Source organism: Modestobacter marinus (assembly GCF_019799945.1).
GTDB lineage: Bacteria > Actinomycetota > Actinomycetes > Mycobacteriales > Geodermatophilaceae > Modestobacter > Modestobacter marinus_B.
On record NZ_JABGCH010000011.1, the window covers coordinates 71562 to 84168 of the forward strand.

At 74.2% G+C, this 12607-nt stretch carries 8 protein-coding genes; 2 read left to right on the plus strand and 6 right to left on the minus strand.

The window, feature by feature from the left end; translation table 11 throughout:
• Positions 1-18: 18 nt before the first annotated feature.
• From HK417_RS11995 to HK417_RS12020, 6 genes are all read right to left on the minus strand, one after another.
• The gene (locus tag HK417_RS11995; RefSeq protein WP_222266682.1) at positions 19-1854 is read right to left on the minus strand and encodes a serine/threonine-protein kinase; all 1836 of its coding nucleotides are present in this window, start codon (positions 1852-1854) and stop codon (positions 19-21) included.
• Between the two features lie 42 nt (positions 1855-1896).
• A complete protein-coding gene (locus HK417_RS12000; RefSeq protein ID WP_222266684.1) occupies positions 1897-3618 on the minus strand; it encodes a trypsin-like peptidase domain-containing protein in 1722 nt (573 codons plus the stop codon).
• A 115-nt stretch (positions 3619-3733) separates the two neighbouring features.
• Positions 3734-7216 carry an ABC transporter ATP-binding protein gene (locus tag HK417_RS12005; RefSeq protein ID WP_222266686.1) on the minus strand — a complete coding sequence of 1161 codons (3483 nt, stop codon included), beginning with the start codon at positions 7214-7216 and terminating at the stop codon, positions 3734-3736.
• 94 nt (positions 7217-7310) lie between these two features.
• Positions 7311-8123, minus strand: coding sequence for a protein kinase domain-containing protein (locus HK417_RS12010; protein ID WP_222266688.1), 813 nt, complete (start codon positions 8121-8123; stop codon positions 7311-7313).
• Positions 8124-8130: 7 nt separating this feature from the next.
• Positions 8131-9363 carry an FHA domain-containing protein gene (locus HK417_RS12015; protein ID WP_222266690.1) on the minus strand — a complete coding sequence of 411 codons (1233 nt, stop codon included), beginning with the start codon at positions 9361-9363 and terminating at the stop codon, positions 8131-8133.
• Between the two features lie 13 nt (positions 9364-9376).
• Positions 9377-11170, minus strand: a complete 1794-nt coding sequence (locus HK417_RS12020) for a glycoside hydrolase family 15 protein (RefSeq protein ID WP_222266692.1) — start codon at positions 11168-11170, stop codon at positions 9377-9379.
• Positions 11171-11285: 115 nt separating this feature from the next.
• Here HK417_RS12020 and HK417_RS12025 point away from each other — a divergent pair, with 115 nt between their 5' ends.
• On the plus strand, positions 11286-11939 hold the full coding sequence (locus HK417_RS12025) for an FHA domain-containing protein (RefSeq protein ID WP_222266694.1): 654 nt from the start codon (positions 11286-11288) through the stop codon (positions 11937-11939).
• Positions 11940-12117: 178 nt separating this feature from the next.
• Positions 12118-12585: a PepSY domain-containing protein gene (locus HK417_RS12030; RefSeq protein ID WP_222266696.1), complete on the plus strand. Its 468-nt coding sequence runs from the start codon at positions 12118-12120 to the stop codon at positions 12583-12585.
• Positions 12586-12607: the final 22 nt, after the last annotated feature.

Here is a 12607-nt window from a genome sequence, read left to right on the forward strand (position 1 = left end):
TCGCCTCGTCGCCTCGCGTCATCCGGTGACCTGGAAGGAGTCCCGGACCCGTTCGAACGTGGACCGCTGGTCCTCGAACACGTCCGGGGGAGCGAAGAACGCGAGGAGCACCGCTCCTCCGGCGCCGGGCGGCTGGACGACGTCGATCAGGACGCGCAGCCGGGACTGCGCGTCCTGCGGATCGGAGGTGACCGCCTCCAGCTCGTCGGCCGGGGCGCCGGACACCGACACGTCCCGGTGCACCGAGTCGAACTCCGTGGCCTCGGGCAGCAGCAGGCGGATCGAGTCCTGCAGCTGCTCGGTGCCGGACGTGTCGTACGTGGCCGACGAGGAGTACACGTACAGCCAGACGTCCTCGGCGCCACCGGACCGCAGCGCCTCACCCGCCCGCGCCCACGCGGTCGGCTCGCCCCTGCTGAAGAACAGGTCACCGGCTGCGGTCGGGTCCGGTCCCAGGACGATGTCGCTGGCCGGTGACACCAGCGTCCCCCAGTCGGTGGGGTGGTCCAGCCGGAACGGCACGACGGTCTGCTGGCTGGTGTAGGTCCGGTACTCCTCCGCGAACAGGGAGGAGCGCAGCAGCACCACCGCCGCGACCGTGGCCACGACGACGGCGGCGGCCACGATCGCGATCAGTCGCCGGTGACGGCGCCACGCCGGGACCGCCGGCGGGGCCACCGGTCCGCCGTCGTCCCAGTCGGGCTCGACGTCCTCGTCGTCGTACCCGGGAGAGTCCTCGAACTCGGGGTCCGGATACCCGCCGAGGTCGGTCCCGGGGTCCGGCGGCGGGGGGATCGGGTGGCGGAACCCCGTCCGCGGCGGGAACCGCATGCGCGAGCCGGACGGGAAGGACGGGTGCTGGCTGCCCCCGAGCACGTGTCCGGTAACCGTCCCGGGTTCGTCCCGGGAGTCGTCCGACGGGGGCTCGTCGGGGCGCGGGGCGCTCCGACCGTCCTCGACCCACGAGCCACCGCGGGAGGTCACCGGGGCCGGCAAGTCGAGCGCGAGCTCGAGCGCCCGGAGGAACTCCTGGCAGGAGGCGAACCGATCGGCGGGGTCCTTGGCCATCGCGCGGGCCACCACCGCGTTGACCGCCGGGGGCAGCTCGGGCCGGATCCCGGTCACCGGTGGCGGCATCTCGACCAGGTGGGCCCACAGCAGCGCCGCGTCGTCGTCCCGGCGGAAGGGCAGCTGCCCGGTCAGGCACTCGAAGAGCACGCAACCCAGCGCGTAGATGTCCGTCCCCGGGCCCACCGGCCGGCCCTGGATCTGCTCCGGGGAGACGAAGTCGACCGTGCCCAGGAAGTGCCCGGTCCCGGTCAGCCCGCCCGACAGCTCGGACGTGCGCTTGGTCAGGCCGAAGTCGGTGAGGTAGACGTGGTCGTCCCGGGAGCGCCGGGGCTGGTCCGAGCCGGCCGCCACCAGGATGTTGCCCGGCTTGACGTCCCGGTGCACCAGCCCCGCTCGGTGGGCGGAGTCCAGCGCGTCCGCGATCTGACTGAACAGCCGCAGGGTCCGCCCCTCCGGCAGCCGGCCACCCTCCTCGGCCAGCACGCCCTTCAGGTCGCTGCCGACGACGTAGCGCATCGCGATGAACAGCTGCTCGCCGGCCTCTCCCGCCTCGAAGATCGGCACGATGTTCGGGTGGTCCAACGACGCGGCCAGCCGGGACTCCCGGATGAACCGCTGCCGGAACTGCTCGTTGTCCGCCAGCTGCGGGGAGAGCAGCTTCAACGCGACCTTGCGGCCCAGCCGCATGTCCTCCGCGCGGTAGACCACCGCCATGCCACCCCGACCGATCAGCGACTCGATCCGGTAGCCGGCGATCACCGTGCCCGGTTCCTGGGTGGTCATGGTCGCGCGACTCCGCTCACTGCCCGGCTCTCCGGCACCGGTTCACCGGGCGGGTGCGCCGCACCGGCCGCAGTACAGGTGGTCGGGAGCGAGTCGGGAACCGCACGAGGTGCAGAAGACGGGTCGCTCCGAGGCCTCCTGGTCGTCGCGGCGGGACGACGGCGGGGCGGCGACGGCGCGCGACGCACGGCGGCCCTCGTCGCCGACGGCGACCGCGGGCCCCTGCCCCGCGACGGACCGCGACCGGGGGGACCCCGAGAGGGCCGGGGCACCGGGGCCGGGGGAGTCCGCACCGCGCCGGCCCGGCCCGTTCCCGGGGACGACGGACCGGGAGCCGGACCGCGAGCCGGTGGCCTGGCCGGGCACCACCGGGCGGTCGCGCTGTCCGGTGGGGGCCCGGGACGGCGCGGCGTGCTGGCTCTTCCCCGCCGGCGGCGTCCCCGGCGACGGGGGAGTCCCGCCCACGGGCGCGGCCCGGCGGCGGTGCAGCAGGAACGCGGCGACGCCGGCGAGCAGCAGCAGGACGGTGAGGAGGGGCAGCCACAGCGCCCAGGAGATCCCGTCGTCCGTGCCGTCGGGGGCCGCGGAGCTCACCCCGCCGGCGTCCGCCGGTCCCGGGGTCCCCGCGCTGACGTTCTGCTCGGCCACGGCGAGGTTGGCGGCCGCCATCGCATGACCGGGGAAGAGCTCGAGGGTCGCCTTCAGGTTGGGGATGGAGGCGGCGTACCCCCCGTTCTTGAACGCGTGCATCGCCGCCTCGAAGCTGGTGTCCACCGGCCCCTGGCGGGGGGTGATCCCCTCCGCGGCCAGCACGTCGCGGACCGCGCCGACGTCGACGAGCCGGCCCGGCGCGGCCGGCGGAGGCCCGGAGTCGGCGTCCGGCACGAGGAACCCGACGACCTGACCCTGCTCGTCGACGAGCGGGCCGCCGAGCATCCCGGCCGGCAGGCCGGCGGCCAGGTCGATGTTGGCCTTCGTCTCCTTCTCGTCCAGGTCCTCGGTCTTCAGCACGGTGGCGCCACGCTCGGCCAGGTGGGCGTTGATCGCCGCAGGGGGGTCGGTGCCGTTCGGGATGCCGGTGAAGCCGAGGGAGGCCAGCGCGCTGGCCCCCTCCGTGGACTCGCCGAGGGGCACCGTCGGCATGCCGCTGGCTCCCCTGACCCGGAGCACGGCCACCTCCGGGGTGCTGCTCGGCAGCAGCTCCGCGCGCATCGCCCCGTACTCCTCCTGGGAGGTGACGTGCGGGTAGACGACGTAGGTCGGCTCGACTGTGACGACGCATCCCCCGGCGTCGTTGGTGCGGTGCGGCGGGTAGCAGGCCTCCAGCCGCTGCTGCAGCCGGTTCGCCGCGTCGCCGACCGCCTGCCGGCTGAACAGGTCGTCGCCCAGCGGCGCCTGGTCCCCGTACTGGTTGGCGAAGGCCTCGTTGACCCCGTAGACCCGCGCCCGGTCGAGGTCGGTCTGGGTGATCCGGCCGGTGGTGACGATGGTGCCGGTCGACTCGACGACGAAACCGCTGGCTTTGGCGAGCACCGGGGTCGAGGTGCTCTGGATGATCCGGATGTGGATCCCCTCGGGGTCGCTCTGCAGGTGCTCCACCAGGGCGACCTCGACCGTGGCGCGCGCCTCCACGAACACGACACCGGGCGCGCTCCGCTCGGTGGGCGTGGGGTGCTCGTGGGCGGCTGCCGGCAGCGTCCCGGACACCAGGAAGGCAGCAGCCGCAGCGACCACCCACGGGGTCCGACGCCGATGACGGGTCATGGGCACTCCGTATGGGCCGCGGCGCACTGACGAGCCTCTTCGCGTGACTCGCGTCACATCAGAGCCCCCTGCTCCAGGGCGTGTCAACCGTTTAAGACACCCCCCAACTGGCGGGTCACCGCGTGTGGAGGCGGTGTGTCTCGTCGAGCAGGGCGAGCGTGCTCCGCAGCCGCTCGGGCTTGAGCCGGCACCAGCTCCGGACGGCGAGACGCGTCAGCGCCAGCGTCTGGTGTGCGGCCGCCCGGTCGAGCAGGAGGTCCGGGTCGCCGTTGTCGCTCAGGTGCAGGTACTCGCGGAGGAAGCCCGAGGTGAGGTCTGCGCCGCCGTCGGGGGTCACCCCCGCGGCGTCCTGGGCCTTGCGGGACGCCAGGGCCAGGGACGCGGTGAACTGGCCGAGGTCCAGGGCGGGCTCGGCGAGACACACCGTGTCGAAGTCGACCAGGCTGGTGGTCGGGCCGTCGAAGAGGACCTGCGAGGGCTCCAGGTCGCCGTGCGCGACGCCGAGCCGCTGCTCCTCGCGGCCCAGGTCGCGGACCGACTCCAGGTGGCGGTGCAGCGACGCGGCGACCGCCGGGGCCAGCGGGGCGAGGCCGTCGACGGCTGCCCGCACCCGCTCGATCTCCTCACCGGCGGTGCGGGCCGGCCCGACCGGGATCGACGACCGGTGCAGGGCGGCCGCGATCCGGGCGCACGCCGCGACCGCGTCCTCCGGGGTGGGCCCGACGACCGCCGGCGGACCGGCCACCCCCGCCCGGGCCCGGACCAGCGAGGGCAGCAGCGGGGACCCGGGCACCGCGTCGAGGAGCGCCAGGCGCAGGTCGGGGAGGTAGGCCTGGAACCGGGGGACCAGGAAGGGCAGGGAGGTGCCCGACCCGTCGTGCAGCAGCTGCCGCAGGGCGTTGACGGCCGGACCGATCAGCTGCCCCCGGCCGTCGGCGTACACCCGGCCGTACATGACCTGCTTGAGGCTGCGGCGGCTGGGCTGGAGGCGCCAGGCCAGCTCGTACCGCAGCACGGCCGCGCCCCGGCCGTACTTGACGACCTCCGCGGTGCACCCCTCGAGGAGCAGCCCGGGCACCGCGCTGGTGACCACCGGCCCGAGCATCTCCACGAGCCGCGAGGGGTCGGTAGCGAGCACCAGGCCGGGGAGCGCCGGGTCGAGCGGCAACGCGTGCAGGACGAGTCGCAGCTCGCGCACCAGGAGCGTCGGCGCGGTGAAGGCGCGCAGGTCGGCACGCTCCTCCAGCCGGCCGGCCAGCGGGTCGAGGGAGGACAGCCACGCCTCGGCGCCCTCCACCGTGGGGAACAGCCGCCCCGCCACGAGGTGCTCGCCGTTCTCGAACCCGCCCCGGCGGCGCAGCTCCAGGCGGTACTGGAGGGTGGCCCCCTCCCCAGGTGCCACGCACACCTTGCCCGGCGAGCAGTCCAGCAGCTCCCAGTCGTCGCCGAGCATGCGCTGCAGGCGCGGCGCCATCGCGGTCCCGGTCAGGGCCTCGGCCAGTCCCGGTACCGCCTGGCCCAGGGCCGGCGAGCGGAGCGGGTCCAGGTCGACCTCGCCGGGCGACGGGCCACGAGGAGCGGGGACCGGGGGCCGCTCGAGCCAGCCGGTGAGTGCGCGGAACTGCTCCTGGGTCGCCGGGAGGGGCATCGCCCGGGTGAGAGCGGTGCCGAAGGCCTCGACCGCCATGGGCGCGGGGCTGCCCAGCCCCACCTCGGCCGCGAGCTCGCCCAGCGTCTTCTCGGCCTCGGCCTCGGCCTCGGCCGCCTCCCCGCCGATCGCCTCGCCGAACTGAGCGGCGTACAGCTCGGCGTAGAGCCCGCCGTTGACGAGCAGGTCGGCCGGGCTGCCCTCCTCCAGAACCCGGCCGGCGGAGATCACCAGGACGCGGTCCACGTGGCGGATCAGGTTGAGGTCGTGCGACACGATCACCGTGGACCGGTTGCGCGCCAGCATCTGCAGGGACTCCGCGACGGTCCCGGACGACTCGGCGTCCAGTCCGGTGGTGGGCTCGTCCAGGATCAGGATGGGGGTGTCCCGGATGAAGGCGCGGGCGATGGCCAGCCGCTGTCGCTGACCACCGGACAGCGTGGCGGCGCGCTCGCCGAGGACGGTGTCGTACCCGTCCTCCATGTCCATGATGAAGTCGTGGGCGCTCGCGAGCTTGGCGGCGGCCACGACGTCGTCCTGGGTCGCGCCCTCACGGCCGTAGGCGATGTTCTCGGCGACGGTGCCGCGGAGCAGGATCGTCTCCTGCAGGACCATGCTCATCTGCGCGCGCAGTGAGTCGTAGGTGAACTCGCGGATGTCGTGGCCGTCGACGAGGACGGCGCCCGCGTGCGGGTCGTACAGCCGGGGCAGCAGCTGGGCGATCGTGCTCTTCCCTGCTCCGCTGCGCCCCACGAGCGCGACCGACTCGCCGGCCGCGATCCGGAAGCTCACCGACTGCAGGGCGAGCCGCCCACTCGCTCCGTCCTGCGTCTCGCCGGCCAGCTGGTAGGCGAAGCTGACGTCCCGGAACTCGATCTCGCCGGTGAGCGGGGGCGCCGGCCGGGCGTCCGGCCGGTCCACCACGGTGGGCTGGCGGTCGAGCAGCTCACCGACCCGGTCCACGCTGGCGTAGACGGCCGCCACCCGGTTCCACTGCTTGATGATCCGCTTGATCGGCTTGAACATGCCCTGGACGAGCAGGATGAACGCGATCAGCGCCCCGGCGGTGAGCGCCTCGTCGTCCACCAACGAGGCGCCCACCAGGATCACCACCGCGATGGCGACGGACTCGAGGAAGGCGACGGTGAAGCTGAACACCGCCTCGATCCGGGAGGTGCGCAGGACGGCGTCCCGCGCCGAGCGGCTGTGCTGGGCGAACTTCCGCTCCTGGAGCTCACCCCGGCCGTAGACCTGGACGAGGCTGATGGCCGACAGCATCTCCTGCGCCGTGGACGCCAGCTCGCCCTCGCTCGCGCGCTCCTGCTTGGAGGCGGACTTGATCCGGCGGGCGAAGGAGTTCGAGATCAGCGTCATCAGCGGCACGATCCCGAGCGCGAGCAGCGCGATCTCCCAGCGCTGCGTGAACAGGTAGCTCAGGGTCGCGCCGAGGACCAGCACGCTGCCCACGAGGTCACTGACGGAGTCCTCGACGAAGTCCTCCATGGCCTTGACGTCCCCGGTGATCCGGGTGAGGACGTCACCGGTGCTGCGCCGGAGGTGGAAGGCCAGCGGGAGCCGCTGCAGGTGGGCGAACAGCGCACCGCGCAGGTTGAAACCGAGCGTCCGCCCGGCGGTGGCCAGCTTGATCTCCGCCAGGGAGGCCGAGGAGCTGTTCACCGCCGTCGCCACGACGATGCCCGCCGCGATCACGTAGACGGCGATGTCCGCGGGCACCGTCACGCCGCCGTACTTCGGCTCGAGGTCGTCCTTGAGCAAGTTGGTCAGCTTGCTGATCAGGTCGGGGACGGCGACCGCGGTGGCCGCCTCGATCGCCAGGAACGCGAAGGCCCAGACGAAGGCGCGGCGCTGCCCCTTGGTGAAGCGCGCGAACAGCCGCATCGTCTTCCGCAAGTCGCCGCCGCTCTTCGTCGACGGGCCGCCTCTGCCCACGCGCGTCCCTCCCGTCGGCGCCGCTGGCGCGGGCGCCAGGCTAGCCGCTCCACCGCCTGCGTTGGACCCCCTCGTCGCCGCCTCTGCGGCGGCCTCACCCCGGTCGCCGGGCGACCTCCTCGACCGCGTCGGCCAGCTCGGCCGCGGTCCGGAAGCGGTGCGCGGGATCCGGGTGGACCGCCCTGGTGACGACGGCCCGTTCGCCCTCGGTCAGGTCGTCGCCCGGCACCGGCTGGCTCCGCAGGTAGATCCGCACCGCCGTGAAGGGGTCCGCGGACACCATCGCCGGGAACAGCCCGTGGCCGGTCAGGACCAGGTGCAGGGTCACCCCGAGCGCCCAGACGTCGCTGGCCCGGCCCGCCGGGCGCCCGCGCATGAGCTCCGGCGCGACGAACTCCAGCCGGCCGGCCTGCGACCCGGTCCCGAGGCCGCTCACCGTGTGCCCCTGGGTGAGCAGGTGTCCCAGGCTCGGCTCGGCCAGGACGGCGCCGGCCTTGTCGAGCAGGACGTTGGTGGGCGCGATGCCCCGGTGCACCAGGCCGGCCTCGTGCATCTCGTGCGCGCCCCGGGCCGCCCGGGCGACGGCCCGGAGGCGCTCGCGGCGGGTCAGGTCCCGGGCCGGTGCGGCCAGCGACCCGGCGGGCTCGTGGCGCATGGCGTAGAACACCACCCCGCCGTCCATCCCGACGTCGTACATCGGGACCAGCTCCGGTGCGCGGAGCGCGGCGAAGAGGCTCAGCTCGTCGGCCAGCGCGTCGAACCCGTCGGTGCCGGTTAGGGACAGCACCTTGACCGAGACCGTGTCCGGGGGGATCCCGAGGCGCCGCGGCGTCCGGGCCAGGTAGACGTGGCTGTGCTCGCCCCGGCCCAGCTCCCGGAGGAAGACGTAGTCGGCGATCCGGTCCATCAGGTCGTCACCGGGGACCGCGGGAGACGGCCGTCTCCCGCCAGGTGTCGAACAGCAGCTGGCGCTTGCCCAGGCGCACCCGGTCGCCGTGGACCAGGCGGACCGGGATCTGCGCGGTGACCGGCAGCCAGGGGCCCGCCGCCCCGGACCGGCTGAGGAACGTGCCGTTGGCCGAGCCGTTGTCGCTGAGCAGCACCTTCCACCCGTCGACGGTGAGCCGGGCGTGGACCCGCGACGTGCTGCGCGCCGCGTCCCGCAGCGGCAGGGCGCGCGCCCGCCCGGCGAGCACGTCGGGCGCCTGGGCCGCCTCGCGGCCGATGAGGAGGTCCCCGGTCACCGGGTAGATCGTCCCGCCGTCGGTGACCAGGATGCCCAGCGGCGGTCGCGGCAGCCGCACCCGCGGACCGGCGGGGGACAGCGGTGCGCCGCAGGCCGGGCAGGCCGGCAGCTCCGGGTCGGTGAAGTGCCCGTGGGGGCAGTGCACGCCCTCGACGAGCACCTCGGGGCCCGTCGTCGCGGTGTCCACGCCGCTCTCCCCGCGCGCCCCGGCGATCGGCAGCGGCGGGCGGCGCGCCCCCCGGGCGGGCTGCCCGCCCGCGGCGGCGACGCACTCCCCGAGCAGCACCGTCCGGAACAGCACCGCGGGCCGCAGCGCCGTCGCCGACGACGGGACCCCGGGACCGGCCGCCCCCGCCGCTCCGCCGGGCAACTGCTGCGCCGGCCCCGCGGCGGTGGGCAGCAGGGTGACCCCGGCTCCCGGCACGGTGCCGCTCTCCAGGTCCAGGCGCAGCACCTCGGAGACGGCGGGGAGCTCCGCGTCCCCGTCCGCCGCCACCGTCAGCTCGTGCCACTCGCCGTCCGCGAGGACGTGCTCGCCGAGCCGCGCGGCATCGCCGGCCGGCAGGTCCGGCGCGCGGCCGTCGACGCGGACCCGCACCGGGCCGTGGACGAGGGCCCGCAGGACCGAGCCGCTGCGGACCAGCAGCGCGAAGCCGGGCAGGTCCGCAGCACGCAGGTCCAGCAGTGCGCGGAGCGCGTCGACCCGGGCGGAACCGGTCGGGTCGGGGCGGTGGCACAGCCGGACCAGCTCGCGCACCCGCTCGGCCGAGGACGGCGGGAGGACGGGCACCACCAGCAGGACGTCGCCGCGCCGGTCGACCACACCCGTCCCCGGGTGCACCTGCACCCGCGGCCACTCCCGCAGGGCGGGGGACGGCCTTTCGGTCAGGGGAACGGACATGGTCACCTGCCAGTCACCGACCCGATGCCGCCAGGGCCCGGTCGAGCTTGACGGCCGCGCGGATGAGGCCGAGGTGGGTGAACGCCTGGGGGAAGTTGCCCAGGGCCTCGCCGGAGGCGCCGATCTCCTCCGAGTACAGCCCGAGGTGGTTGGCGTAGGTCAGCATCTTCTCGAAGGTGTGCCGGGCCTGCTGGAGGCGGCCGGCCCGGGTCAGCGCCTCGACGTACCAGAACGAGCACAGGTTGAAGGTGCCCTCGGGCTCGTCGAAGCCGTCGCTGCCGTCGGCGTGGTACCGGTGCACCAGGCTGTCGGTCACCAGCTCCGCCTCGATGCGGGACAGCGTGGACAGGAACCGGGGGTCCTCCGCGCCGGCGAACCCGACCAGCGGGATCATCAGCGCGCCGGCGTCCAGCGTCGTGGCATGCGGGTACTGCACGTACGCGCCGACGTCGGGGTTCCAGTCCTGTTCCTGCACCTGCAGGTAGGCCCGGTCGGCCACGTCGCGCCAGGCGGCCAGCGGTGCCGGGAGCCCGCGCCGACGGGCGAGCCGGCCGGCCCGCTCGAAGGCCACCCAGGTCATCAGCGTCGAGTAGGTGAACCGCCGGGTGGGCCCGCGGACCTCCCAGACCCCGCAGTCCGGCTCCTCCCAGTGCGCCTCCAGCCAGTCGAGCTGGCGGCACAGCGCCGTCCACAGCTCGTAGGAGACCGGCCGGCCGTTCCGGTCGTACAGGTGCACCGAGTCCATGACCTCGCCCAGGATGTCCAGCTGGAGCTGGTGCGCGGCGCCGTTCCCGATCCGCACCGGACCGGAGTCCCGGTACCCCCGGAGGTGGTCCAGCGTCGACTCGGTGCCGACGACCTCCCCGTCGATGCCGTAGAGGATGTGCAGCCCCTTGTCGGCCCGGGCGTCGAGGCAGCGGGCCTCCAGCCAGGTCATGAAGGCGCCGGCCTCCTCGGTGAAGCCCAGCCGCATCAGCGCGTACACGGTGAACGCGGCGTCACGGACCCAGGTGAAGCGGTAGTCCCAGTTGCGGGTGCCGCCGATCGCCTCCGGCAGCGAGGTGGTGGGGGCGGCGACCAGCGCTCCGGTGGGCTGGTAGACGAGCAGCTTGAGGGTGAGCGCCGACCGTTCCACCATCTCCCGGTACCGGCCCCGGTAGCGGGAGCGGCGGATCCACCGCTGCCAGTAGTCCAGCGTGCCGGCGAGCAGGTCCTCGACCTCGGCCATCCCCAGGGGGTGCGGCGAGCCCCAGCGGGACAGCGCCAGCGCCAGGCTCTCGCCGGCCTCGAGCACCGCCGAGCCGACGGCGGCGGACCCGTCGGCGGTCAGCGGCACGGTGGACCGCAGGACGAGCTGGGCCTGCGGGGAGAAGAAGAAGGCCCCGGAGCCCTCGACGACCTCCACCTCGGTACGGGCCCGGGCGTAGTCGAAGGCCGGCGCGCAGCGGATCTCGACGTCCACCCGCCCGCGGACGGCCCGGACCAGGCGCACGAGCTGGTTGGCCCCGCGCCGGCTCGACCCGGCCTCGTGCGGCACCATGAAGTCCACGACCTCGCCGACGAACTGCTCGCCGAGGAACCGGGTCACCAGGACGTTCGAGTCGGGCAGGTACATCTGCTTCACCCGGGTGGCCCCGGTGCACCGCACCGTGAACCGGCCACCCCGCTCGTCGTCGAGGATCGAGGCGAACACCGACGGGGAGTCGAAGCGGGGCAGGCAGAGCCAGTCGATGTCGCCCTCGGTGGAGACCAGCGCGGCCGTGTGGAGATCACCGATGATGCCGTGGTCCTCGATGACAGCAGCCATCCGCCACCTCGCGTCGACCCGTGGGGGACGGCCAGCCTAGTGGCGCCGAGGGGCGGCGGACACGGTTCGGAACGCCCCCGCGGCGTCGTAGGCTCCACGCCATGCGGGGTGGGCGATGACCGGCCCGGAGGACGGCGCCGGTCGGCGGCAGTGGGCCGGCGCAGAGGGTGCCGCCCTGGTGTACCGCGACGACGCAGGCGCCCAGCGGTTCGTGCCCCTGGACGGCGAGACCTCCCTGACCCTCGGCCGTGGCTCCGGGTGCGACGTCCGGCTGCCCTGGGACGAGCGGGTGTCCCGGGTGCACGCCGGGCTGGAGCGCGTCGGCTCGGACTGGACGCTGGTCGACGACGGGCTGTCCCGGAACGGCACCTTCCTCAACGGGGAGCGGCTCACCGGCCGGCGCCGGCTGCGCGACGGTGACACGTTCGTGCTCGGCTCGACGTCGTTCCGCTTCCGGGACACCACCCGGCCGACCACCCAGCTGACCAAGGTGGGGGAGCAGCTGGTCACCGCGGCCTCGCTGTCCCCGACCCAGCGGCAGATCGCCATCGCGCTGTGCCGGCCGTACAAGCACGACGACCCGTACGCCACCCCGGCGTCGAACCAGCAGATCGCCGACGAGCTGTTCCTCAGCGTGGACGCGGTGAAGACCCACCTGCGGGCCATGTTCCAGAAGTTCCAGATCGAGGACCTGCCGCAGAACCAGAAGCGGGTCAAGCTGGTCGAGCGCGTCCTCGGCCTCGGCCTGGTCAACCGCCGGGACCTGTAAGGCCCCCTCCGCCGGTGGCGTCGTCCCGGCGGCCGTTCCGCAGGTGGGCATCCTCGACGCCCAGGTGGCGGTCCTCCACCACCTGGGGTGGGTTCTGAGCGGCCCGGCGGGCGGCGAGAGTTCTGGCAAGGCAGACGGCGGATCACCGGATCCGCAGCCACCAGGAAGGGACACCACCATGAACCGCTCGTCGCTCACCTCCCGCCGCGTCATCGTCGGGGCCACCCTGGCCGTCGCCCTCGGCACCGGTGTCGGGTTGGGCGCCATCTCCCTCTTCTCCACCGAGACCGCGACCACGCCGCAGTCCTACCGCGTCGAGACCAACGGGTTCCCGTCGAACCGGTCCGCGGACGGTTCGGCCTCCCCCACCACGGCACCGGCGGACGCCCCCGCCGACGCCCCGGCCGACGCGCCCGCTCCGGCACCGGTCGACACCGCCGACGGAGTGAGCATGGACGAGGCCGCGACGATCGCCGTCCAGTTCGCCCCCGGCCAGGTCTACGAGGTGGACCAGGACCAGGACTTCCTGTCGGGCCTGCAGTACGAGGTCACCATCCGGCACGACGACGGCACCTCGACCGAGGTCGAGGTGGATGCCGACACCGGCCAGATCGTCAGCACCGACTTCGACAACGACTGGGACTGAGCCAGGTCCCGGGAAGACAGCC

What these genes read in the sequence shown, in the direction of transcription:
- HK417_RS11995 (WP_222266682.1), bottom strand. Translation starts at nt 1,854, where the DNA reads ATGACCACCCAGGAACCGGGCACGGTGATCGCCGGCTACCGGATCGAG.
- HK417_RS12015 (WP_222266690.1), bottom strand. Translation starts at nt 9,363, where the DNA reads ATGTCCGTTCCCCTGACCGAAAGGCCGTCCCCCGCCCTGCGGGAGTGG.
- HK417_RS12000 (WP_222266684.1), bottom strand. Translation starts at nt 3,618, where the DNA reads ATGACCCGTCATCGGCGTCGGACCCCGTGGGTGGTCGCTGCGGCTGCT.
- HK417_RS12020 (WP_222266692.1), bottom strand. Translation starts at nt 11,170, where the DNA reads ATGGCTGCTGTCATCGAGGACCACGGCATCATCGGTGATCTCCACACG.
- HK417_RS12025 (WP_222266694.1), top strand. Translation starts at nt 11,286, where the DNA reads ATGACCGGCCCGGAGGACGGCGCCGGTCGGCGGCAGTGGGCCGGCGCA.
- HK417_RS12010 (WP_222266688.1), bottom strand. Translation starts at nt 8,123, where the DNA reads ATGGACCGGATCGCCGACTACGTCTTCCTCCGGGAGCTGGGCCGGGGC.
- HK417_RS12030 (WP_222266696.1), top strand. Translation starts at nt 12,118, where the DNA reads ATGAACCGCTCGTCGCTCACCTCCCGCCGCGTCATCGTCGGGGCCACC.